This is a genomic window from Sphingopyxis sp. RIFCSPHIGHO2_12_FULL_65_19, assembly GCF_001830555.1.
Classification (GTDB): Bacteria; Pseudomonadota; Alphaproteobacteria; order Sphingomonadales; family Sphingomonadaceae; genus Sphingopyxis.
Genome location: NZ_MIAM01000053.1, coordinates 17,125 through 38,531 on the forward strand (window position 1 = coordinate 17,125; position 21,407 = coordinate 38,531).

24 protein-coding genes are annotated in these 21,407 nt (G+C 64.3%); 18 read left to right on the forward strand and 6 right to left on the reverse strand.

The window, feature by feature from the left end:
* Positions 1-54: 54 nt before the first annotated feature.
* Positions 55-726, reverse strand: coding sequence for a hypothetical protein (locus A3E77_RS14980; RefSeq protein ID WP_293647357.1), 672 nt, complete (start codon positions 724-726; stop codon positions 55-57).
* A 152-nt stretch (positions 727-878) separates the two neighbouring features.
* Between A3E77_RS14980 and ispH the strand changes: the two genes are divergently transcribed.
* From ispH to rnhA, 3 genes are read left to right on the forward strand one after another with little or no spacing between them, the layout of a single operon-like run.
* Positions 879-1,859: a 4-hydroxy-3-methylbut-2-enyl diphosphate reductase gene (ispH, locus tag A3E77_RS14985; RefSeq protein ID WP_293647359.1), complete on the forward strand. Its 981-nt coding sequence runs from the start codon at positions 879-881 to the stop codon at positions 1,857-1,859.
* Positions 1,859-2,821, forward strand: a complete 963-nt coding sequence (gene thrB / locus A3E77_RS14990) for a homoserine kinase (RefSeq protein ID WP_293647361.1) — start codon at positions 1,859-1,861, stop codon at positions 2,819-2,821. Before ispH ends, thrB begins: the two co-directional genes overlap by 1 nt.
* Positions 2,818-3,291, forward strand: coding sequence for a ribonuclease HI (gene rnhA, locus A3E77_RS14995; protein WP_293647363.1), 474 nt, complete (start codon positions 2,818-2,820; stop codon positions 3,289-3,291). Before thrB ends, rnhA begins: the two co-directional genes overlap by 4 nt.
* A gap of 3 nt (positions 3,292-3,294) precedes the next feature.
* Here the strand turns inward: rnhA and A3E77_RS15000 are convergent, their stop codons facing one another.
* Together A3E77_RS15000 and A3E77_RS15005 are read right to left on the reverse strand one after the other, a co-directional pair.
* Positions 3,295-3,471: a YegP family protein gene (locus tag A3E77_RS15000; protein WP_293647365.1), complete on the reverse strand. Its 177-nt coding sequence runs from the start codon at positions 3,469-3,471 to the stop codon at positions 3,295-3,297.
* 89 nt (positions 3,472-3,560) lie between these two features.
* Positions 3,561-4,691: an NAD(P)/FAD-dependent oxidoreductase gene (locus A3E77_RS15005; protein WP_293647367.1), complete on the reverse strand. Its 1,131-nt coding sequence runs from the start codon at positions 4,689-4,691 to the stop codon at positions 3,561-3,563.
* Between the two features lie 95 nt (positions 4,692-4,786).
* On the opposite strand from A3E77_RS15005, the gene A3E77_RS15010 reads away from it, so the two are divergent.
* The 7 genes from A3E77_RS15010 (at position 4,787) to A3E77_RS15040 (ending at position 11,841) form a co-directional block, all read left to right on the forward strand.
* A complete protein-coding gene (locus A3E77_RS15010; RefSeq protein ID WP_293647369.1) occupies positions 4,787-5,269 on the forward strand; it encodes an A24 family peptidase in 483 nt (160 codons plus the stop codon).
* 54 nt (positions 5,270-5,323) lie between these two features.
* Positions 5,324-6,355 (forward strand): Flp pilus assembly protein CpaB, encoded by a 1,032-nt coding sequence (gene cpaB, locus A3E77_RS15015; RefSeq protein ID WP_293647371.1) that lies wholly within the window; start codon positions 5,324-5,326, stop codon positions 6,353-6,355.
* Between the two features lies 1 nt (position 6,356).
* A complete protein-coding gene (locus tag A3E77_RS15020; RefSeq protein WP_293647373.1) occupies positions 6,357-7,823 on the forward strand; it encodes a type II and III secretion system protein family protein in 1,467 nt (488 codons plus the stop codon).
* A 25-nt stretch (positions 7,824-7,848) separates the two neighbouring features.
* A complete protein-coding gene (locus A3E77_RS15025; protein ID WP_293647375.1) occupies positions 7,849-8,490 on the forward strand; it encodes a CpaD family pilus assembly protein in 642 nt (213 codons plus the stop codon).
* Positions 8,487-9,761 (forward strand): pilus assembly protein CpaE, encoded by a 1,275-nt coding sequence (locus A3E77_RS15030; protein ID WP_293647377.1) that lies wholly within the window; start codon positions 8,487-8,489, stop codon positions 9,759-9,761. Before A3E77_RS15025 ends, A3E77_RS15030 begins: the two co-directional genes overlap by 4 nt.
* A 57-nt stretch (positions 9,762-9,818) precedes the next feature.
* Positions 9,819-10,784 carry a type II secretion system F family protein gene (locus tag A3E77_RS15035; protein ID WP_293647379.1) on the forward strand — a complete coding sequence of 322 codons (966 nt, stop codon included), beginning with the start codon at positions 9,819-9,821 and terminating at the stop codon, positions 10,782-10,784.
* A 67-nt stretch (positions 10,785-10,851) separates the two neighbouring features.
* Positions 10,852-11,841, forward strand: a complete 990-nt coding sequence (locus A3E77_RS15040; RefSeq protein WP_293647425.1) for a type II secretion system F family protein — start codon at positions 10,852-10,854, stop codon at positions 11,839-11,841.
* Between the two features lie 55 nt (positions 11,842-11,896).
* Here A3E77_RS15040 and A3E77_RS15045 read toward each other — a convergent pair whose 3' ends face one another.
* Both A3E77_RS15045 and A3E77_RS15050 read right to left on the reverse strand, forming a co-directional pair.
* Positions 11,897-12,898: a fumarylacetoacetate hydrolase family protein gene (locus A3E77_RS15045; protein WP_293647381.1), complete on the reverse strand. Its 1,002-nt coding sequence runs from the start codon at positions 12,896-12,898 to the stop codon at positions 11,897-11,899.
* 58 nt (positions 12,899-12,956) lie between these two features.
* Positions 12,957-13,367 carry a hypothetical protein gene (locus A3E77_RS15050; protein ID WP_293647427.1) on the reverse strand — a complete coding sequence of 137 codons (411 nt, stop codon included), beginning with the start codon at positions 13,365-13,367 and terminating at the stop codon, positions 12,957-12,959.
* Positions 13,368-13,515: 148 nt separating this feature from the next.
* Here A3E77_RS15050 and A3E77_RS15055 point away from each other — a divergent pair, with 148 nt between their 5' ends.
* From A3E77_RS15055 to A3E77_RS15075, 5 genes are all read left to right on the forward strand, one after another.
* Positions 13,516-14,751: a sensor histidine kinase gene (locus A3E77_RS15055; RefSeq protein ID WP_293647383.1), complete on the forward strand. Its 1,236-nt coding sequence runs from the start codon at positions 13,516-13,518 to the stop codon at positions 14,749-14,751.
* Between the two features lie 187 nt (positions 14,752-14,938).
* Positions 14,939-15,145, forward strand: a complete 207-nt coding sequence (locus A3E77_RS15060) for a cold-shock protein (RefSeq protein ID WP_293647385.1) — start codon at positions 14,939-14,941, stop codon at positions 15,143-15,145.
* Between the two features lie 4 nt (positions 15,146-15,149).
* Entirely contained in the window at positions 15,150-15,413 is a 264-nt protein-coding gene (gene infA / locus A3E77_RS15065) for a translation initiation factor IF-1 (protein ID WP_037515274.1), read from the forward strand.
* Entirely contained in the window at positions 15,410-15,592 is a 183-nt protein-coding gene (locus A3E77_RS15070) for a hypothetical protein (protein ID WP_293647387.1), read from the forward strand. The genes infA and A3E77_RS15070 overlap by 4 nt, the downstream gene beginning before the upstream one ends.
* 45 nt (positions 15,593-15,637) lie before the next feature.
* Positions 15,638-15,850, forward strand: a complete 213-nt coding sequence (locus A3E77_RS15075) for a hypothetical protein (protein ID WP_293647389.1) — start codon at positions 15,638-15,640, stop codon at positions 15,848-15,850.
* Between the two features lie 9 nt (positions 15,851-15,859).
* Here the strand turns inward: A3E77_RS15075 and aptA are convergent, their stop codons facing one another.
* Positions 15,860-17,176, reverse strand: coding sequence for an omega-aminotransferase AptA (gene aptA, locus A3E77_RS15080; RefSeq protein WP_293647391.1), 1,317 nt, complete (start codon positions 17,174-17,176; stop codon positions 15,860-15,862).
* A gap of 256 nt (positions 17,177-17,432) precedes the next feature.
* Between aptA and A3E77_RS15085 the strand changes: the two genes are divergently transcribed.
* Genes A3E77_RS15085 through A3E77_RS15095 form a run of 3 tightly spaced genes read left to right on the forward strand, consistent with a single transcriptional unit; the run spans position 17,433 to position 21,402 of the window.
* Complete coding sequence (locus A3E77_RS15085; RefSeq protein ID WP_293647393.1) at positions 17,433-18,779, forward strand: glutamine synthetase family protein; 1,347 nt, start codon at positions 17,433-17,435, stop codon at positions 18,777-18,779.
* Between the two features lie 14 nt (positions 18,780-18,793).
* A complete protein-coding gene (locus A3E77_RS15090; protein ID WP_293647395.1) occupies positions 18,794-20,062 on the forward strand; it encodes an NAD(P)/FAD-dependent oxidoreductase in 1,269 nt (422 codons plus the stop codon).
* A complete protein-coding gene (locus A3E77_RS15095; RefSeq protein ID WP_293647397.1) occupies positions 20,059-21,402 on the forward strand; it encodes an aspartate aminotransferase family protein in 1,344 nt (447 codons plus the stop codon). Before A3E77_RS15090 ends, A3E77_RS15095 begins: the two co-directional genes overlap by 4 nt.
* Positions 21,403-21,407: the final 5 nt, after the last annotated feature.

Consider the following 21,407-nt stretch of genomic DNA (forward strand, 5'->3'; position numbering starts at 1 on the left):
ATCGGCGCGCAGGGCCTGAACGGGGCGAACGGCACCGAAGCGCCGCCGCTGGACTTATCGTCGGACGTTATATTCCAGCTGGTCTTGCGTCAGCTGGAAACCGATGAGCAGCTCGAAACTCGCCCGCTGCACCGCCGCACGCACTTCGGGAAGCGCCAATGGGTCGATCGCGGCATCCTGGTCGCCGGCTTTCCGCTTGCGGGTGATCCGGTCCTGAATATCGGCGGGCAATGTCGCCGCGGCGCGGTCGACATAGGCCGAAGCCTGCGCCCGGCCCGTGCCGCGCACCTGCCCTTCGGCAAAGGTCACCGCGACATTGCCCAGCCGTTTTGCGACCACGGCGGTGCCGCCCTGCAAAACGGTGGCGTAATAAGGCAGGGTTACCGTCCGCGCGGGGCCGGCGTCGCGCCGCGTCGCAACAACGTCGAAACTGGCGAGCTGATAGACTTTTTCGCTGGCATCGTTGCACTGCGGGGTCACGTTGGTGATCGCCGCCACGACATCGACGGCACGCGCGTCGCGGCTCGTCGCGGGGTCGAACAGCGTCACGTCGCCGGTGTGCAGCGGCACCGCAACAGCGGGGCATGCGCTGCGCGTCGATGTAATCCCGACCCCGCCCGAAAGGTCGATTTCATTATCCTTCGCGCAGCCCGCCACCGTCGCCATGGCTGCCGTGCCGCACAGCACAGTCAGGAATTTACGCGACGGGAACGAAATGGGCATCATGATAAACGGGCTTTCCAAACAGGCGCTTTGACAGGCGTCGGGACGGCTGGTCCCGCTTCATGCGCGCCGCTTCTTATCGGTGCGATGAACAAGGCGCAACGGTGCGAAGTGGCTTTACCGCATGGCGCGCGCTGCGCTAGAGCCGCCGCGAGATGAATGCACCCCATCATATCGCCCCTGTGGGCAGCAGCGAAGCGGCAGAACTCAGGGTTTTGATCGCCGCCCCGCGCGGTTTTTGCGCCGGAGTGGATCGCGCGATCCGCATCGTCGAACTCGCGCTCCAGAAATATGGGGCGCCGGTATTCGTCCGTCACGAAATCGTCCACAATCGCTATGTGGTGGAATCGCTGAAAGCGATGGGCGCGATTTTTGTCGAATCACTCGATCAGGTTCCCGACGGGGTTCCCGTGGTATTCAGCGCGCATGGCGTGCCCAAGGCGGTTCCGGCAAAGGCCGAATTGCGCGGTCTGGAATATATAGACGCGACCTGCCCGCTGGTGTCGAAAGTGCATCGCCAGGCCGAACGCGCCCATGAGGCCGGACGCCACATCATCTTCGTCGGCCATGCGGGGCATCCCGAAGTGATCGGCACGCTGGGCCAATTGCCGGACGGCGCGATGACACTCGTCGAATCGGTCGACGATGTGGCGGCCCTGTCGCCGCCCGATTCCGACATGCTGTCGTTCCTGACACAGACGACACTATCGGTCGACGACACCCGCGATATCGTCGCGGCATTGCAGCACCGCTTTCCGGCGATCTCCGGCCCGCGGGGCGAGGATATCTGCTACGCGACATCGAATCGCCAGGAAGCGGTGAAGGCGATCGCGGGCGAATGCGATCGGCTGATCGTCATCGGCGCGCCGAACAGCTCGAACAGCCTGCGCCTCGTCGAGGTCGCCGAGCGGCTGGGAACGCCCGCGCATCTGGTCCAGCGCGGTGTCGATGTCGATCCCGCGTGGCTGACGGACATCGGGACGCTCGGTATCACGGCGGGCGCCAGCGCGCCCGAAACGCTGGTCCGCGAAGTGATCGCCGCGGTTGCGACGCATCGGCGGATCGTCGAAGACATCGTCGTCACCGCCGAAGAGAATATGATCTTCAAACTGCCCCGCGGTCTCGAACTCAGCTGATGGCGGTCTACACCCACGTCGAGCCCGATGACCTTGCCGCACTTGTTTCGCGTTACGACATCGGCACCGTTGTCTCGTGCAAGGGGATCGCCGAAGGCGTCGAGAACAGCAATTTCCTGCTCGAAACGACCGGCGGCCGGTTCATTCTGACACTCTATGAAAAGCGGGTCAGCGAAGGCGACCTGCCCTTCTTTGTCGACCTGCTCGACCATCTCGCCCGCGCGGACTGCCCGGTCCCGGCGATGATCCGCGACCGAAGCGGCATCGCCATCCAGCAGGTTTCCGGTCGCGCTGCCTGCGTCATCCAGTTCCTGCCGGGCATTTCGCTGACCCATCCGACCCCCGAACAATGCGAAGCGGCCGGATCGGCGCTCGGCCGGATGCACCGCGCGCTCGAGGGCTATGCCGACGCGCGCGAAAACAGCATGGGCCATCGCCATTGGCGCGGTATCGCGGAAGCCGCGGGCGATCTCGACCGCGTGTTGCCGGGGCTCCAGCGTCTCGTCGATGACGAACTGGCGTGGCTCGACGCGCGTTGGCCGGTCGGATTGCCCGCGCATGTCATTCACGCCGATCTGTTTCCCGACAATGTGCTGATGCTCGGCAACCGCGTCACCGGACTGATCGACTTCTATTTCGCCGCCAGCGATTTTCGCGCCTACGACCTCGTCATCACCCATGCCTCTTGGGTGTTTTCAGCCGATGGACAGCATTGCGACCCGGCACGAGCCCAGGCATTGATGCGCGGCTATGCCAGCGAGATCGCGCTGAGCGAGGCGGAGATCGCTGCCCTGCCGCTGCTCGCGCGCGGCGCCTCGCTGCGTTTCTTGCTGACGCGCGCGCACGACTGGATCCATACGCCTGCCGACGCGCTTGTCACGCGCAAGGACCCCTCGCCCTTCCTCGCCCGCCTGCGGCGCTACAGCGCCGACGACGCCGCAAACCTGTTCGCCATTGCATGACCGAAGGCAGCGGCAGGACCGTGATCGTTGCCACCGACGGCGCGTGCAAGGGCAATCCCGGCCCCGGCGGCTGGGGCGCCGTGCTGCGCTGGGGCGATGTGGTGAAGACATTGTCGGGGGGCGAGCCCGATACGACGAACAACCGCATGGAATTGATGGCCGCGATCGAGGCGCTTGCCGCGCTGAAGCGCAGCTGCAACGTCGAACTGTCCACCGACAGCGTCTATGTTCGCGACGGCATCACCAAATGGATATTCGGCTGGCAAAAAAACGGCTGGAAGACGGCGGCGAAAAAGCCCGTCGCGAACGCCGATTTGTGGCAGCGACTGGTCAAGGAAAATGCGCGGCACAGGGTCGAGTGGATCTGGGTGAAGGGCCATGCTGGGCACGGCGACAATGAACTCGCCGACACGCTTGCAAGCGATGCCGCGCTGGAAGTCGCGCGGGCGCGCCGGACGCCCGCGCGATAAAGATCATTCGGCTTCGCGGACTTCCGCGCCCGGACCGTTTTTCAGGATCGACTCGATGGCATTTTTTGCGGAGGCTTTGCTGCTATAGCCCTCGGTCCAGAAGATCGGTTCGCTATTATATTTGAAATAGGCGACAAATTCGCCGGCCTTGTTCTTCTTGATCTCGAAATAATGGGCCATGCCATCCTCCACAGGTCAGGCCATGCCGGGGGTGGCACGGCCATATCCATGGTAATCCCGTCGCTTCGCCGCGCAACCCGGTAGATGGCTCAGCGGAAACGCGATGGCGCGAAAGGGGCCGGGTCGATCCGCCCGATCGCCCCCGTCGGAACCGCCGCGCCGAGTTGCGCCGCGAGCAGCGCGGCGATTGCGGGTGAGGTCTGTATGCCGACCCCGCCCTGCCCCGCGCACCAGAAAAAGGCGGGGTCGTGCCGGTCGACGCCGAACATGGGAAGCCGGTCGGGCGCGAAGCTGCGCAGCCCGGCCCATTTTCGTTCGACTGCGACTACGGGCCAATCGACGACCGACTGCATCCGGTCGATCGCCAGCGCAACGTCGAACTCCTCCGGCGCTGCGTCGTGCGCCGTCGTCGGCGTCTCGTCATGCGGGGTCAACCACACGCGGCTCTCGCCCTGCCCCTTGAAATAGAACTCGCCGCCGACATGGATGACCAGCGGCAGGTCGGCGGGGACCGGCACCCCCAGCCGAACCTGCATTACCGTCCGGCGATAGGGCTGGATGCCAACCGGCGCGACGCCGCAAGCCGCAGCGACCTCGTCCGCCCAGGCCCCCGCGGCGTTGACGATCAGGCTGGCGCGGACCCGGTCGTCGCCCAATTCGACGTCCCACCCGGCGGTAACGCGCCGCGCCCGCCGCAACGGTGCCCGCGTGACCAGAGTCGCCCCGGCCCGCCGGGCCGCGCGCAGATACGCCGCATGAAGGCCGCCGACATCGATGTCGCGGCACGCCGCCTCATAAGCGGCTTCGCTCCATTCGGGACGAAGGCCCGGAATGCGATCGCTGACGGCGGCGCCCGACATCCGCACGACATCGACACCCTGCGCAGAAAATTTGGCAGCAAAGGCATCGACCGCCGCCGCATCCGATCGCCGACCGAGCGTCAGGGCGCCGCGCGGCGACAGGAAACCCTGTTCGGAAAAATCGGCGGGCGGGTTTTCCAGCGTCGCGCGCGAAGCATGGGTCAGCGGCTGCACCCCGACCCCGCCATAGCTTTCGTGCCAGAAGGCCGCCGATCGGCCAGTCGCGTGATAGCCCGGCGCATCCTCCGCCTCCACGACCATCACGCGGCGCCAGGGTGCCAGCGCCGCGGCCAGGCTGGCGCCCGCGATCCCGGCGCCGACAATCAGCACATCGGTGACGGAAGGCGGCGCAGCGGTCATGCCCGCCGCATATCCGCTGGACCGCGGAATGCAAGTCGCGCGTACCCTGCGCCATGGTTACCCTTTGGTAAGCCATAATGCGTAGGGGAAAACCGATGGAAAGCGGCACGATCTCTCTTGGCTTGATGCTCCTGCTCGGCATATTGATGGTGGCCGCCGCGATCAGCGATGTGCGGTCGCGAACGATATCCAACGAACTCAACGTCGCGATGGCGCTGCTCGCGATCCCCTTCTGGATTGCCAGCGACCTTGCGCCCTGGCCCGATATGCCGATCCAGTTCGCGGCGGCCTTTGCCGTCTTCCTGGTCTTCGCCGGGCTGTTCGCCATCGGCGCGATGGGCGGCGGCGACGTGAAAATGATTGGCGCGGTGACGCTGTGGATCCCGCTCCCGCTGTTCCTGCCGGCACTGACGGTAATGGCCGTGGGCGGCGGAATCCTGTCCGCCATCATGCTTATCTATATGAAATTGCGACCTTCGGACAAAGCCGTGGAGGTGCCCTATGGGGTCGCCATCGCGGCCGCAGGCCTTTGGGCGCTTCACCAACACTATCTTAACCAGTTTCAGGCTATCGGTTGAACCTGAGGGCAAGCACCGCCGTGTCTGGTTGGTGTGAGGAGGCGAAAAATCGTCATGGATACGCGAAAGATTATGCTGATCGTCGGCGCGCTGGTGATTGCCATCAGCGCGGCGTTCGGGGTCAACCTGATGATGCGCGGAGCGGCAGCGCCGCAGGCTCGTGCAGCAGCGGCACCGGAAATTACTGGTCCGATGATTTTGGTGGCGACGCGGCAGCTCCCCGTCGGCACGATCGTCGGTCCGGACAGCTTCCGGTTCCAGCCATGGCCGAAGGAATTGGTCGAGAAGGCCTATTTCATGAAGGAAAAGACCGACGTCAACACGTTGGTCGGAACCGTCGTGCGCTATCCGATCACCGCCGGCCAGCCGCTGACGCAAGGCGCACTGGTCCATCCCGACGATCGCGGCTTCCTCGCTGCGGCGCTTGGGCCGGGCATGCGGGCTGTCACCGTCAAGGTCAGCCAGGAACAGGGCGTCGCCGGCTTCGTCTTTCCGGGCGACCGCGTCGATGTGATGCTGGCGCAGACGATCGAGGTCCAGGAAGGCAGCGCCTATCCCGACAAACAGATCTTCACCGCCGAAACGATCGTTCGCAACGTGCGCGTCCTGGCAACCGACCAGCGTTACGATGCCGAGGATGAAACGGGCAAGACCCCGGTTCGCACCTTCGGCTCGGTGACTCTGGAAGCCACGCCGGAAATCGCCGAGAAGATCGCCGTGGCGCAAGACATGGGCAAATTGTCGCTGGCGCTGCGTCCGCTCGCCGAAAGCACCGGCGACCTCGAAAGCGCCATCGCTTCGGGTGAGATCAATGTGCCCGCCAAGGGCGGCGCCGTCGCCGAACGCAAAATGCTCGCCGAAGCGGCCGCACGCCCGACCGCCAGCCGGTCGTCGGCGACGACGGGCGGCGACGTGTCGCGCTTCTGGATTCCCGTTCGCGGCCGCGTGTCGGCCCCGCCGCAGGCATCCGGCAACACCAATCCCGCGCCGTCCTACGGGGATCGCGGTGGCGCTGCGCCGGCTGGCCCGGTCGTGCGGGTGACCCGCGGCGACAAGATGACCGTCGTTCCGGTTGGGGGTAAGTAAGATGAACAGCAAAGCCAATTTCAAGGCAGCAGCCTTGGCCCGCACCCTGGCGATCGGTCTGATGACCGCGACCCTGGTCGGCGCGCCGTCGACGCCTGCAATCGCGCAGGCCGTGCAGAACGCCAGCAGCAGCATCGACCTGTCGGTCGGTCGCGGCCGCCTCGTCAGCCTCCCGGCTTCGATGTCCGACATCTTCGTCGCCGACGACAGTGTCGCCGACGTCCAGGTCCGCTCGAACCGCCAGCTCTACATCTTCGCCAAAAAACCCGGCGAGACGAGCATCTATGCCACCGACGCCAGCGGCCGGGTCGTCTTTTCGACCGTCGCCCGCGTCGGCAACAACATCGAAACGATCGACCAGATGCTGTCGCTGGCGATGCCGGGCGCGAGCATTTCGGCGAACACGATGAACGGCTTTGTGCTGCTCACGGGAACGGTTGAATCGCCCGACGATGCGGCCGAAGCCGAACGGCTGGTGCAGGCCTTTGTCGGCGAGACGACCAAGGTTTTGTCGCGACTGCGCACGGCAACCCCCTTGCAGGTGAACCTGCAGGTTCGCATCGCCGAAGTAAACCGCACCCTGGTCAAGGAAATCAGCGGCAACGTCCTGACGCGCGACAGCACCGGGGGCTTCCTGGGCGGCGTGTTCCGCGGCCGCCCGGCGGGGACGATCACCTATAACCCCGATGGCTCGACGAATTTCGTCGTCAACACGCCGTCGGGAACGAACAGCCTTGCCGGCGCCGGCCGCCTGTTCGGCCTCGACCTGATCGCCTCGCTCGACGTCGGCGAACGGTCGGGCATGGTCGCCACGCTGGCCCAGCCGAATTTGACGGCGATTTCCGGCGAAACCGCCAACTTCCTCGCGGGCGGCGAATTTCCGGTTCCGATCCCCGGCAATTTCGCGGGCACGACGATCGAATATCGTCAATATGGCGTCAGCCTCGCTTATACCCCGACGGTCTTGTCGAACGGGCGGATCAGCCTGCGCGTTCGTCCCGAAGTGTCGGAGCTTTCGACCGAAGGCGCGATCCAGATCCAGGGATTTCAGGTTCCTGCATTGACGGTGCGCCGCGCCGAAACGACCGTCGAACTGGGTTCGGGCGAAAGCTTCATGATCGCCGGACTGCTGAACAACCGTTCGATCGGCGCGATCGACAAGATTCCGGGGCTCGGCGACATTCCCGTGCTGGGCACGCTGTTCAAATCGGACAGCTTCCGCCGCGGCGAGACCGAACTGGTGATCGTCGTGACCCCCTATCTGGTCCAGCCCGTATCGGCGAACGACATCAAGCTGCCGACCGACGCCTTCCAGGATTCGGACGACCTGCAACGCCTTCTCCTCGGGCAAACCAGCAATGGCGTGACCGGCGGCGACCGGCCGAAGCCGCGGCTCGACACCAGCGTTGGCGATGTCGATCGCCCGCGCGGCACCGGCGATGCGTCGCCGGGCTTCAGCATCAAGTGACGCGGCGGATTTCAGGAGCAAAGTGATGAAGAAAATCGCAACTTGGACGATCCTGGCTTTTGCCACGTCGCTCGCGGGCTGCACGGGCGCTGCCTACAGCAACCGCAGTCTTGATTCGGTGCACCAGCCGGTCGTTCGCAACAGCATCTATCAATTCGATGTCGCCGCCTCGAACGGCGAACTGCCGCCCAGCGAACAGGGCCGTCTGCAAGGTTGGCTCGACGCGATGGGTGTCCGCTATGGCGACCGCGTCGCGATCGAGGATGGCTCGGCCTATGGCGCCGGATCGGCCCAGGCCACCGTCCGTTCGATGGTCGAACGCCGCGGGCTATTGCTCAGCAGCGACGTTCCGGTGACCACCGGCGCGGTGCCGCAGGACCATCTCCGCATCATCGTCACCCGCGCGGCGGCCTTTGTGCCGGGCTGCCCGAACTGGGCCAGCAATTCGTCGTTCAATCCCGTCAATGCGACGTCGTCGAATTATGGCTGCTCGGTCAACAGCAACATCGCCTCGATGGTTGCCGATCCGAACGACCTGATCCGCGGCGCCAGCGCCTCGGGCAATGATTCGGCGGCAGCGACACGCGCGATCAAAACCTATCGCACCAAACCTCAAACCGGCGCTGGCGGACTGACCAACGTCTCAACGAGCGGAGACGGCAAGTGAACGCTCCTTTCAAATCCGCAGGTCTGCGCGACCCCTTCAACGCCTTCGTCTGCGACGACGACACGCTGGAGCTGATCCGCGCCGCCGCCAACGACATGGGCTGGCCCATCGAAAAATGTAACAAGGGCGGCCTGCGCAACGCCGTGCAGTCCTTGTCGGTGTCGGCAAGCCCCAACATCCTGTTCGTCGACATGTCGGAATCGGGCGACCCGATCAACGACATCAATGCGCTCGCCGAAGTCTGCGAACCCGGCACGGTGGTCATCGCCGCCGGCCAGGTGAACGACGTCCGGCTGTACCGCGATCTTCTGTCGTCGGGTATTCAGGACTATCTGCTGAAGCCGCTGTCGCTCGAACAGGTCCGCGAATCGCTGACCATGGCCCAGGCGATGCTCACCGCTCCGAAACACGCCGACATGCATGACGACAAGCCGCATCACATGATGGCCGTCGTCGGCGTGCGCGGCGGGGTCGGCGCCTCGCTGGTTTCGACCTCGCTCGCATGGGCGATCAGCGAACAGGCGGGCCGCCAGACAGCGCTGCTCGACCTCGACGTCCATTTCGGCACCGGCGCGCTGACGCTCGACCTCGAACCCGGCCGCGGCCTGATCGACGCGATCGACAACCCCAGCCGCATCGACGGCCTGTTCATCGAGCGCGCGATGGTGCGCGCTTCGGACAAGCTCAGCCTGCTGTCGGCCGAGGCGCCGATCCACCAGCCAGTGATGACCGACGGCTCGGCCTTTTTCCAGCTTGAGGAAGAACTTCGCGGCGCGTTCGAGATGACGATCGTCGACATCCCGCGCCAGGTCCTGATCCCCTTCCCGCACCTGGTGTCGGAAGCGGGCACGATCCTGCTGGTCAGCGACGTGACGCTTGCCGCGGCGCGCGACACGATCCGCCTGCTGTCTTGGTTCAAACAGAATGTGCCGGGCGCGCGCGTCATCCTCGTCGCGAACAAGTTTCAGAACGCCATCGGCGAACTGTCGCGCAAGGAATTTGAATCGTCGATCGAACGCCAGATCGACATCGTCATTCCGTTCGATCCCAAAATGGTCAGCCAGTCGGCAAAGCTCGGCAAATCCTATGCAGAAATCTGCAAGGGAACGAAGTCGGCGCAGGTCTGGACGAACCTGATGCGGCTCATTCTCGACGGCGCCGATGTCGAAGCCGAAGAGGCCCAGATCGCCGCGGCCAAGGGCAAATCGGGCGGCTCGCTGCTCGGCAAGCTTGGCCTGATGACCAAAAAGGGCACGAAACAGGCGGCATGACGGCGCGCCTGACGCGCCGTCACCACCACCAGCGATAGAAGCGGACATCAGCCAGCCATGAATCTGCCAGTCATCCTTATCATCGCCGGGGCCTTTGTGGCCTTTGCCCTTATCGTCATCCTGCTTGGCGGGCCGTCGGCCGGCAAGGCGAAGACGCGGCGACTGGCGATGGTCAAGGACCGTCACGCGGCGTCCACCGAAGCGGTGGTGGCAGCGCAGATGCGCAAGACGATTGCATCGGCGCAGGGCCAGTCGACGCTGACCAACCTGCTCCCACGTCGGGAGGAACTGGAAAAGCGGATACGCCGGACCGGCAAGGGCTGGACGGTGAGCCAGTATATGTTCGCGTCGATGGCCTTGTTCGTCGTCGTTACCGGCGCCCTGCTGGCGCTGCGTGCACCGATGCTGATGGCCGGCCTCGTCGGATTGATGATCAGCCTGGGCCTGCCCTACATGATTGTCGGCATGGCGATCAAAAAGCGCGTCAAGAAATTCAACGCGCGCTTTCCCGATGCCATCGACCTGCTGGTGCGCGGCCTGAAATCCGGCCTGCCCGTCACCGAAACATTTCAGGTGGTGAGCCAGGAGCTTCCGGGCCCGGTCGGCGAGGAATTCAAGGGCGTCGTCGAACGCATCCGTATCGGCAACACGATGGAAGCGGCGTTGCAGGAATCGGCCGACATGCTCGGAACGCCCGAATTCCAATTCTTCTGCATCACGATCCAGATCCAGCGCGAAACGGGCGGCAATCTGGCCGAGACGCTCGCCAACCTGTCCGAAGTCCTGCGCAAGCGCGCGCAGATGAAGCTGAAGATCAAGGCGATGTCGTCGGAAGCGAAGGCGTCCGCCTATATCGTCGGCGCCCTGCCCTTTTTCGTGTTCGGCGTCGTCTGGTCGATGAACCCCAGCTATCTGGCCGGTTTCTTCACCGAACAGCGTCTGATTGTCACGGGTCTGGGCGGCCTCGTCTGGATGAGCATCGGTGCCGGCATCATGGCTAAGATGATCAGTTTTGAAATTTGAAGGGGCAGGACAAGTGAACAGCAGTCTCCTTCTTTCCTCGGCATTCACCGGCACGCCCGCGGGACCGATGGTCCTTGGCGTCGACGTCGTGTGGGCGGGCACGATGCTCGCCGCGGTCGGCGTCTTCGCCGTGCTGTTCGCGATCTACAACGCGCTCACGGTTCGCAATCCGATGACCAAGCGGGTCAAGGCGCTGAACGAACGCCGCGAACAGCTCAAGGCCGGCATCACCGCCTCGACCGCGAAACGCCGCGCCCGGTTGGTCCGCAAAAACCAACATGCTGACAAGATGCGCACCTTCCTGGGCAAGCTCCAGGTGTTGCAGGAAGAACAGATCAAGGACGTCCAGCAAAAACTGGCGCAGGCGGGTATCCGGTCGAAGGATCTGGCCGTCGCCGTGATTTTCGGCCGCATGGTCCTGCCGATCGTCTTTGGCGGTCTCGCCGCCTTCCTGATCTATGGCCTCGACATGTGGCCCGACATGACGCCGTTCAAACGGTCGGGCATCACGATGGGCGCGCTGCTCCTCGGCTACAAGGCACCCGACCTGTTTGTGCAGAACAAGCGCCAGAAGCGCACCGACGCGATCCGCAAGGGTCTGCCCGATGCGCTCGACCTGCTCGTCATCTGCGCCGAGGCCGGACTGACCGTCGACAGCGCCTTCTCGCGGGTGTCAAAGGAGCTGGGCCGCGCCTATCCCGAACTGGGCGAAGAATTTGCCCTGACCTCGATCGAGCTCGGCTTTTTGACCGAACGGCGCCAGGCGTTTGAAAATCTTGCCTATCGGGTCAATCTGGAATCGGTGAAAGGCGTCGTCACCACCATGATCCAGACCGAAAAATACGGCACGCCGCTCGCCAGCGCGCTGCGCGTGCTGTCGGCGGAGTTCCGCAACGAACGCATGATGCGCGCCGAAGAAAAGGCCGCGCGCCTGCCCGCGATCATGACGGTTCCGCTGATCCTGTTCATTCTGCCGGTGCTGTTCATCGTCATTTTGGGGCCCGCGTCCTGCGCGCTCAGCGACGCGCTCTCGGGCGGCAGCTTCGGCGGCGGCTGATCCCGCAGCAACCCATGACAAAGGAGGGGCGGGAGCGATCCCGCCCCTTTTTCGTTCAGCCGACCTGCTGTTCGATCGCGCCAAAAATGCTGTGGTGACGGTCGTCATCCATCCAGATGCGAACGGTGTCGCCCTTTTGCATGAAGGGGGTTTTCGGCTCGCCCTGCTGGATCGTTTCGACCGTCCGCACTTCTGCCAGGCAGCTGTAACCCAGCCCGCCCGCGCTGATCGGCTTGCCCGGCCCGCCGTCGGCATCGCGGTTCGACACGGTGCCCGACCCGATGATCGTGCCGGCCCCCAGATCGCGCGTTTTCGCGGCATGTGCGATCAGCGCACCGAAATCAAAGGTCATGTCGACGCCCGCATCGGCGCGCCCCAGCGGCTGGCCGTTGAGGTCGACGCACAAGGCGCCGTGCAGCTTGCCGTCCTTCCAGCGGTCGCCGAGCGCATCGGGCGTCACGAACACCGGCGACATCGCACTCGACGGCTTCGACTGGAAAAAACCAAAGCCCTTGGCGAGTTCGGCCGGGATCAGGCCGCGAAGCGAAACGTCGTTGGTAAGCCCGACGAGCAATATCTTGTCGCGCGCCGTCACCGCGTCGATGCCGGCGGGCACGTCGCCCGTCACGACGACGATCTCGGCTTCCATGTCGCATCCCCATGCCGGGTCGCCCAGCGGGATCGGATCGCGCGGGCCCAGAAAGGCGTCGCTGCCCCCCTGATACATCAGCGGATCGTGCCAGAAACTGTCTGGCATTTCGGCGCCCCGCGCCTGCCGCACCAGCGCGACATGGTTCACATAGGCGCTGCCGTCGGCCCATTGATAGGCGCGCGGCAACGGCGATGCGGCGTCGCGTTCGTGGAACCGCTCCTTGGGAATGGCGTCATGGTTCAGGTCTTCGGCCAGCGCGGCAAGGCGCGGCGCGGCATAGGCCCAATTGTCGAGCGCCGCCTGCATGGTCGGGACGATCTGCCCCGCGTCGGCATACCAGGCAAGGTCGTCCGAAACGACGACAAGGCGGCCGTCACGGCCTTTTTTGAGCGATGCTAGCTTCACGAATTTTCCTTTTCCTGACGATGCGGCTGGACCGACATCGCCTGAAAAGGAGCGACAATCAGCGCGACGTCGTGATCGATGCGAAACAGGTAAAGCCGCTCTGCCCCGCCTGCAAGCGCCGGATATACTGAAGATAGGCCTGCGACTGGTTATAGGTCGTTCCCGGCAGCGTCTGACCGCGGAACGCGCGCTTCACTTCCTCGCCCGTGAACGGCCGCGCCGAACCGGGGAAAGCCCCCTTGGTGCCCGGCGGGACCAGCTTGCCCGCGGTGTCGATATATTTCCCGGCGCCGGTCGGCCCGGGCACGGGAATCTGGCAATTCATGACCGAAACGGCGGTCTGCGCAAAGGCAGGACGGATCGTCAGCGCGGCCGAGACACCGACGGCGCCAAGCGCCAGCATATGGCGGCGCGTGGGAATGGTCTCTCCGGTCTCGCCGGTTTCTGCGGGCTGGTCGCTGGCATCCATCACGCGCGCATAACCCAATGATGGCGCAAGGAAAAGCAAAAGACCGCCGCCGCGTTCGGCCTTCCCGCTTTGGGACATTCGCAAATGACGCGTTAATTGCCCTAAACATCCTTGCGTCCCGCCACCGCTTCGTGCGACGCCCGCCGCGATGTTCGATCGTTTGTCCAGCCTGGTCATCGCCCTGACGCTCGTCGCCATTGCGGCCATCTTTGCCGCGCTTTCCGGGGGCGACCCGCTGTCGATCGCGATCATGCTGGTTGCCGGTTTCGTCGCGGCCGCCACCGTTTACAGCGCGCTGCCCGCGCCGCTGCCGGACATGCAGGGTGGCAGCGCGCCGCCCTTGGCGGAAACGCCCGCCATATCGCTGCTTCGCCATCCCGACTTCGCGCATTGGGTGGACCAGGAAAAGGAACCGCTGATCGGCACGGCCGACAATATCGTCACCATCGCCAATGATGCCGCAATCCGGCTCCTCGGTCGGCATATCGTGGGCGCCGACGTCCGCACCGCGATCCGCCATCCCGCCGCGACCGACTGGCTGTCGCGTATCGACGGCAACGCGCCGCTCGAAACGATCAGCCTGATCGACTTCCCGCGTCCGGGGCAGCGTTGGACGATGCGGACCGCGGTGCTTGCCGGAAGCGAGCGGATCATCTTTCTGTCCGATCGTTCGGCGATCGACGCCGCCGACCGGATGCGGTCCGATTTCGTCGCCAACGCCAGCCACGAACTGCGCACGCCCCTCGCCGCCATTCTCGGCTATGTCGAAACATTGCAGGAGATGAACGGCGAAGCCGACGCGCCGACGCGCAACCGCTTTTTGTCGATCATCGATCGCGAGGCGCGGCGGATGCAACAGCTGGTCATCGACCTTCTGTCGATCTCGCGCGTCGAGGCCGACCGATTTCGGCGGCCGACGACGCCCGTCGATCTGGCAAATATCGTCCGCACCACGATCGCGCAGCTGCGCGACAGCGAACAGGCGCGCGCAAAGGATATTGCGCCCCGGATCGGCGACGACCCCGCACCGATGCTGGGCGATGAAGCCCAGTTGAAGCAGCTGGCGCACAACATCATTTCCAACGCCATGAAATATGGTCACGCCGATACGCCGGTCACCGTCGAACTTGTCCGCGAGGGGCGGCGCGTCCGCTTGTCGGTCAGTGACGAAGGCGACGGGATCGCCCCCGATCACCTGCCGCGGCTGACCGAACGTTTCTACCGCGTCGACGAAGCGCGCAGCCGTTCGGTGGGCGGGACCGGCCTTGGCCTTGCCATCGTCAAGCACATCAGCGAGCGGCATCAGGGCCAGCTCGACATCGAAAGCGAAGTCGGCAAGGGAACGCGCGTTTCGGTGACATTCCCACTGTCGGGCGACAGCTAAGTCGCGGTCGTCAAAGCGTGAATCTGGCCTTATCCTTGACTTTTGGCCCAATCGCGCCCATCTTGGGCGGGCTATCGTCGCCTGCGACGGATTTTTTTGCCTGATTGGCGGACACTTCCATCTTCACGCTACCTGGCGCCATCGGCATGAGCCGGTGGTAACTCCGCTTCCGTGAAAGGAACGACCCATGCCCATCGGCACCGTAAAATTCTTCAACACCGAAAAAGGCTATGGCTTCATCGCCAATGAGGACGGCTCGGGCGACAGCTTCGTCCACATCACCGCCCTCGAACGCGCCGGGATGTCGACGCTGAACAAGGATCAGCGCGTTTCCTATGACCTGGAAACCGACCAGCGCGGCAAGGTTGCCGCCGTCAACATCCAGCAGGCCTGATCTTTTGGCGAAAGAGGAGCTTTTGACCCTCGACGGCCAGATCGATGAAATTCTTCCCGACGGACGTTTCGGCGTCATTCTGGAAAATGATCATCGGATCATCGCTTACACGGCAGGCCGGATGCGACGTTTTCGCATCCGGTCCGTCGTTGGCGATGCCGTCCGCGTCGAAATGACGCCCTATGACCTGACCAAGGGCCGTATCGTGTATCGCGACCGCGGCGCTGGTCCGGCTGGCGGCGGCCCCCGCAAGGGCAACCGTCGTTGACGCCAACAACGAAAATAAAAGAAAAATTACAGGATATTATGAACTTTAAATTGAATGCATTCCCCTCTCTTCTCCGGCCTTATTCCGCCATCGAGGCGCAGGCCGACAAAGCAGAACGGCGATCGCCGACGCTGTCGCGGCGCGAACTGCGCCGCCTCATTGCCCAAATGGTCGACTAAACTCTCCAGGCCGACCCTCCACTTCTCAATCCAAGGATTTCCGCCATGTCGAACACCAGCGATTTCTACCTGATCCAGGCGGACAAATGCGCGTCCGACGCGGCGGAAAGCACATTGTCGCAGGTCCGCGACCGCAATTTGCGCGCCGAACAGGCGTGGCGCACGATGGCCGAACGTCTGATCCAGACCGAAGCCACGCGCGCGCGACAGGTTGCGGCCGCCGCGGCCCGGATCGAAGCGAATGCGGCCGCCGACTGACGATTTTCGTCAGTCGATGCTCTCCAGCAATTCTCCGATCTTTCCGAACATCTCGTCGATCTGCGTCTTTTCGACGATCAGCGGCGGCGACAGCGCGATGATGTCGCCGGTCGCGCGAACGAGCAATCCCTCGTCGAAACAGGCGTGAAACAACTCCATCGCGCGCGCCGTCGGCGCGCCTGCGCGCGGTTCGAGCTCAATTCCCGCGACCAGACCGATCGTCCGGATGTCGATGACATGGCGGCGGCCCTTCAGGCTATGAGCCGCATCTTCCCAATAGGCGCCAAGCGCGTTCGCCTTGTCGAACAGGCCGTCGCGCGCATAAAGATCCAGCGTGGCAAGTCCCGCGGCGCTCGCGAGCGGATGCCCCGAATAGGTGTAGCCATGGAATAATTCGATGCCGCCCGGCACGCTGTCGAGCACCGCATCGTGGAGGTCGCGCCGCACCGCGACCGCGCCCATCGGCACCGCAGCATTGGTCAGCCCCTTTGCCATCGTGATGATGTCGGGCGTCACCCCCCATTGCCCCGCGGCCGTGGCGCCGCCGACGCGGCCGAACGCCGTGATGACTTCGTCGAAGATCAGGATGATGCGGTGGCGGTCGCAAATTTCGCGCAGCCGCCGAAGATAGTTCACGGGCGGGATCAGGACGCCCGTCGATCCTGCCATTGGCTCGACGATCACCGCCGCGATCGTGTCGGCGCCGTGCAGGTCGACCAGCCGCTGGAGGTCGTCGGCCAGCTCGGCGCCGTGCGCGGGAAAACCGCGCGCGAAGGCGTTGCGGCCGATATCGTGGGTGTGACGCAGATGATCGACGCCGGGAAGCCCGCCGCCGAACGCCCGGCGATTGTTGACCAGCCCCCCGACGCTGATCCCGCCGAAGCCGGTGCCATGATAGCCGCGCTCGCGCCCGATCAGCCGCGTGCGCGTCCCCTGCCCCTTCGCCCGCTGCACCGCGAGCGCGATCTTCAGCGCGCTGTCTACCGACTCCGACCCGCTGTTGGTGAAGAATATCCGGTCGAGTCCTTCGGGCATCAGCGCCGCCAACCGCTGCGCCAGCGCGAAAGGCAGCGGGTGCCCGAGTTGGAAAGTCGGCGCGAAATCGAGCGTTGCCGCTGCCTTGGCGATTGCATCGGTGATTTCGGCGCGACAATGGCCGGCGTTGCTGCACCACAGCCCCGACGTCCCGTCGAGGATCGTTCGCCCGTCGCTGGACTGGTAGTGCATCCCGCTGGCCGACACGAGCTGGCGCGGGTTCGCCTTGTACGACCGATTGGCCGTGAACGGCATCCAGAATGACGCCATTTGGTCGTTTTCACCCCGCATCGCGATCTCCTTCAAACATGTCATTGCAAGGATCCCAGCAACGAAGCAATCTCCAGCCCTCGGCCGAAGCTGTGGTCGAGGGTTGGAGATTGCTTCGCTTCGCTCGCAATGACAACGGGCTTTCGCACGATCAAACGATCCAGCATATAATCATGCCGAAATTGGCCGAACAGCGCCCCCCTCTGGCGCTCCCCCACGGCTTGCGATACGCTGCCCGCTCCATAACGGGCCGACTCCTTGGCCCAATCGGGGGCGCATGTCAGTCAATCTGGAACAATGGATCAGCGACCATAATATCGACGAAGTCGAATGTATCGTCCCCGACATCAACGGGGTTCAGCGCGGCAAGGTGCTGCCGGCCAAGAAGTTCCTGTCGTCGGTCAAGGACAAGTCGCTGCGCATTCCGGGCAGCGTGTTCATCTGTACGATCGACGGTCACTATCCGGAGGACATCGACGACATCTGGGACAAGGACCCCGACAAGATATTGATTGCCGATCCCGATACGATCTGCGTCGCGCCGGGCTTCACCTCGCCCACCGCCTTTGTCATCGCCGATGCCTATAACGGCGATGGCAGCGAGGTCGACATCGCGCCGCGCACGATCCTGAAGAAAGTCCTCGGCCTCTACGCTGAAAAGGGCTGGAAACCGATCATCGCGCCGGAGGTCGAATTCTACCTCGTCTCGCAGAACGCCGACCCCGATTTCCCGCTGACCCCGCCCGTCGGCCAGTCGGGGCGCAGCGAAACCGCGAGCCAGCCTTATGGGCTGGAGGCGATGAACGAATATGAGGATATCATCGATCATATCTATGACGATTGCGAGCTGATGGGGCTCGATATCGACACGATGATCCACGAAATGGGCGCCGCGCAGCTGGAGGTGAATTTCGAGCATGGCGACCCGCTGCGCCTCGCCGACGAGGTGTTTCTGTTCAAGCGCGTCGTGCGCAACGTCGCGAAACAGCACAGCGTTTACGCGACCTTCATGGCGAACCCGATGGCAGGCCAGCCGGGCAGCGCGATGCATATCCACCAATCGGTGGTCGACGCCGCGACCGGCAAGAACCTGTTTTCCACCGCCAACGGGCGCGATAGCGCGATGTTCCGCAGCTATATTGCGGGCCTCGTGCGCTACATGCCGCAAATCTCGCCTTTGTGGGCGCCCAATGTGAACAGTTTCCGCCGTATGCGCCCCGACAGCGCGGCGCCGATCAACGTCCAGTGGGGCGAAGACAATCGCTCGTGCGGATTTCGCGTGCCGATTTCCGACAAGGCCAACCGCCGCGTCGAAAACCGCCTGCCGGGCGCTGACAGCAACCCCTATCTCGCCATCGCGGCGTCGCTGATCTGCGGCTATATCGGGATGGTCGATCGGATGGTGCCGGCGAAGCCGATCACCGGCAGTGCCTATAACCGCGCACGCACCCTGCCGCGCACGCTCGAAGCCGCGCTCGACCGCTTCGCTTCGTGCAAGAAGGTGCGCAACCTGCTGGGCGACGATTTTTTTGAAATCTTCTTTGCGGTCAAGGATTATGAACTGTTCAACTACCAGTCGGTGGTGTCGAGCTGGGAACGCGAACATCTGTTGATGCGGGTCTGATCCGGGCACCCGCCGTGACCGATCCGCTCGCCAACAGCTATTATGCCGCGACCGCGCATCGCTGGCGTTCGGCCTATGACATGGGCGAAGAGCTTTCGTTCGACGTCGCGGTCATCGGCGGCGGCTTCACCGGCCTGTCCGCGGCGCTGGCCTGCGCCGAACGCGGTTTTTCGGTGGTTTTGGTCGAGCGCGAGCATATCGGCTTCGGTGCATCGGGGCGTAACGGCGGGCAATTGATACCGGGCCTTCGCTGGACCGCCTCCGAACTCGAATCCGAATTTGGCCGCGATCGTGCCGACGCCTTGTTCGACCTGTGCTGGCGCAGCAATCGCGTCGAGGCGCGGATCGCCAAACATGGCATCGATTGCGACCTGAAGCCCGGCCATCTGGAGGCGGCGTGGACGCCAAAGGATTTCGACGCGATGCAGCGCGAAGCCGCCTTCCTGGACAAGCGTTTCGGCTATCAAAGCCATATCGTCGCGAAGCAGGATATGGCGGTCCATATCGCCAGCCCCCTCTATCATGGCGGTGTCCATGATCCGCAGGGCGGGCATTTCCACCCGCTCAACTATGCAATCGGTCTGGCGCAGGCTGCGCAACGGGCCGGTGTCTGCATTCTCGAAAATGAACGGGTCTATCGCATCACCGACAATCGCGCCGGTCCCGGCTTGATCACCGATCGGGCGCATATCGCCGCGCACTACATCATCGACGCAACCGACAGCTGGATCGGGCATGTCGAGCCCGATCTCGGCCGCTACACCGTGCCGATCATGAACTATAATATCGCGACAGCCCCGCTTGCGAACGCCGATGAGCTGCTCCCCAGCGACGCGGCGGTCGCGGACAGCCGGTTCGTCCTCAACTATTTCCGCCTGTCGGCCGACAGGCGCCTGATCTTTGGCGGGGGAGAGCGTTATTCGCAGACCCCGCCGCGCGACATCGCCGCGTTCGTCCGGCCTTTCATGGCCGAAGTCTTTCCGCAGATCGCCGACGCGCCGATCGACTATGGCTGGGGCGGCGCGGTCGCCGTGACGATGAACCGCCTGCCGCACATCGGGCGGCGCGGGAACGTCTTTTTTGCGCATGGGTTTTCGGGTCACGGCGCGTTGGTAACGACGATCGCGGGCGAATTGATTGCCGAAGCGGTGGCTGGGATCGCGGAACGCTTCGACCTTCTCGCTAACCTGCCCGCTCGCCCCTTTCCCGGCGGCAAGTGGCTGCGCCGTCCGCTCGCAACGCTGGGGCTGCTCTATTACGCGCTGAAGGACCGGCTCGGATGATCGCCGCGGCCGCCATCGCCCGCCTTGCCGCGCGCGAAGCGAACCATTTTCGCGCCGCCAATCCCCGCGCTTTCGCGCATCATGCGGCGGCGACGGGCTGGTTCCAGTCGGTCCCCTTCCACTGGATGCGCGACTGGCCCAGCCCCGTGCCTATCGTCGCCGCGTCGGCCACCGGCGCCACACTGACCAGCATCGACGAGCAGACCTACGATGATTTCTGCCTTGGCGACACGGCAAGCCTGTTCGGCCACTCGCCGCCCGCCCTGGCCGTCGCGCTGGCACAGCAGGCGAGCCAGGGGCTGAGCTACATGCTCCCGACGACCCGCGGCGCGGCGCTGGCCGATCGTCTCGCGGCGATGTTCGGCCTCCCCCAATGGCAGGTCACCACGACCGCCAGCGAGGCCAATCGCGCCGTCATCCGTTGGTGCCGCGGGATCAGCGGACGGCCGAAAATCCTGACGTTCAACGGCGCCTATCATGGCGCGGTCGATGATGCGTTCGTCGACCTCAACGGCGGCGTGCCGACGATGCGCGCAAGCCTGGTCGGCCAGGTCCATGATCTTCGCGACACCACCACGGTGATCGAGTTCAACGACGAAGAGGCGCTTGCAACTGCGTTGCGCGGCGGCGACATCGCGTGCGTGCTCGCCGAGCCGGTGATGACCAATGTCGGCATGGTTCGGGACGCGCCGGGCTTTCTGGCGACGCTGCGCAAACTCTGCGACGAAACGGGCACGCTGCTCGTCTTCGACGAAACCCACACCATCTCCTCGGGCTATGGCGGCCATGGCGTCGCGCATGGCCCCGCGCCCGACCTGATGGTCGTCGGCAAGTCGATCGGCGGCGGCGTCCCCTGCGCGGTTTACGGCTTCTCGGCCGAAGTCGCCGAACGCATGGCGGCGCTCAACACATCGCGTCCTTCGGGGCATAGCGGCATCGGCACGACTTTGTCGGCCAACGCGCTCGCGATCACCGCAATGGATATGATGCTATCCGACGTCATCACGCCCGCCGCCTACGATCCTATGCTGCGCGGCGCGGCACGACTGGTCGCGGGGCTGGAGCAGGAAATCGCCGCTGCCGATCTCGACTGGCATGTGACGCAGGTCGGCGCCCGCGTCGAGTTCCTGACCTGCCCCACCCCGCCGCGCGATGGCGGCGAGGCGAAAGCGGCGATGAATCCCGAACTTGAGGCGGCGATCCACCTCTTCCTCGCCAACCGCGGGATTTTGCTGGCGCCGTTTCACAATATGATGTTGGTGAGCCCGGTTACCACGGGCGATCAGATCGATCGGCTGGTCGGCGCTTTCGCCGACTGCGTGCGCGCATTGAAGGAGTAGAGGGG

Bases quoted from the DNA above. Each gene is read 5' to 3' on its own strand.
- A3E77_RS14980 (WP_293647357.1), bottom strand. From the start codon at position 726: ATGATGCCCATTTCGTTCCCGTCGCGTAAATTCCTGACTGTGCTGTGC.
- ispH (WP_293647359.1), top strand. From the start codon at position 879: ATGAATGCACCCCATCATATCGCCCCTGTGGGCAGCAGCGAAGCGGCA.
- thrB (WP_293647361.1), top strand. From the start codon at position 1,859: ATGGCGGTCTACACCCACGTCGAGCCCGATGACCTTGCCGCACTTGTT.
- rnhA (WP_293647363.1), top strand. From the start codon at position 2,818: ATGACCGAAGGCAGCGGCAGGACCGTGATCGTTGCCACCGACGGCGCG.
- A3E77_RS15000 (WP_293647365.1), bottom strand. From the start codon at position 3,471: ATGGCCCATTATTTCGAGATCAAGAAGAACAAGGCCGGCGAATTTGTC.
- A3E77_RS15005 (WP_293647367.1), bottom strand. From the start codon at position 4,691: ATGACCGCTGCGCCGCCTTCCGTCACCGATGTGCTGATTGTCGGCGCC.
- A3E77_RS15010 (WP_293647369.1), top strand. From the start codon at position 4,787: ATGGAAAGCGGCACGATCTCTCTTGGCTTGATGCTCCTGCTCGGCATA.
- cpaB (WP_293647371.1), top strand. From the start codon at position 5,324: ATGGATACGCGAAAGATTATGCTGATCGTCGGCGCGCTGGTGATTGCC.
- A3E77_RS15020 (WP_293647373.1), top strand. From the start codon at position 6,357: ATGAACAGCAAAGCCAATTTCAAGGCAGCAGCCTTGGCCCGCACCCTG.
- A3E77_RS15025 (WP_293647375.1), top strand. From the start codon at position 7,849: ATGAAGAAAATCGCAACTTGGACGATCCTGGCTTTTGCCACGTCGCTC.
- A3E77_RS15035 (WP_293647379.1), top strand. From the start codon at position 9,819: ATGAATCTGCCAGTCATCCTTATCATCGCCGGGGCCTTTGTGGCCTTT.
- A3E77_RS15040 (WP_293647425.1), top strand. From the start codon at position 10,852: ATGGTCCTTGGCGTCGACGTCGTGTGGGCGGGCACGATGCTCGCCGCG.
- A3E77_RS15050 (WP_293647427.1), bottom strand. From the start codon at position 13,367: ATGGATGCCAGCGACCAGCCCGCAGAAACCGGCGAGACCGGAGAGACC.
- A3E77_RS15055 (WP_293647383.1), top strand. From the start codon at position 13,516: ATGTTCGATCGTTTGTCCAGCCTGGTCATCGCCCTGACGCTCGTCGCC.
- A3E77_RS15060 (WP_293647385.1), top strand. From the start codon at position 14,939: ATGCCCATCGGCACCGTAAAATTCTTCAACACCGAAAAAGGCTATGGC.
- A3E77_RS15075 (WP_293647389.1), top strand. From the start codon at position 15,638: ATGTCGAACACCAGCGATTTCTACCTGATCCAGGCGGACAAATGCGCG.
- aptA (WP_293647391.1), bottom strand. From the start codon at position 17,176: ATGCGGGGTGAAAACGACCAAATGGCGTCATTCTGGATGCCGTTCACG.
- A3E77_RS15085 (WP_293647393.1), top strand. From the start codon at position 17,433: ATGTCAGTCAATCTGGAACAATGGATCAGCGACCATAATATCGACGAA.
- A3E77_RS15095 (WP_293647397.1), top strand. From the start codon at position 20,059: ATGATCGCCGCGGCCGCCATCGCCCGCCTTGCCGCGCGCGAAGCGAAC.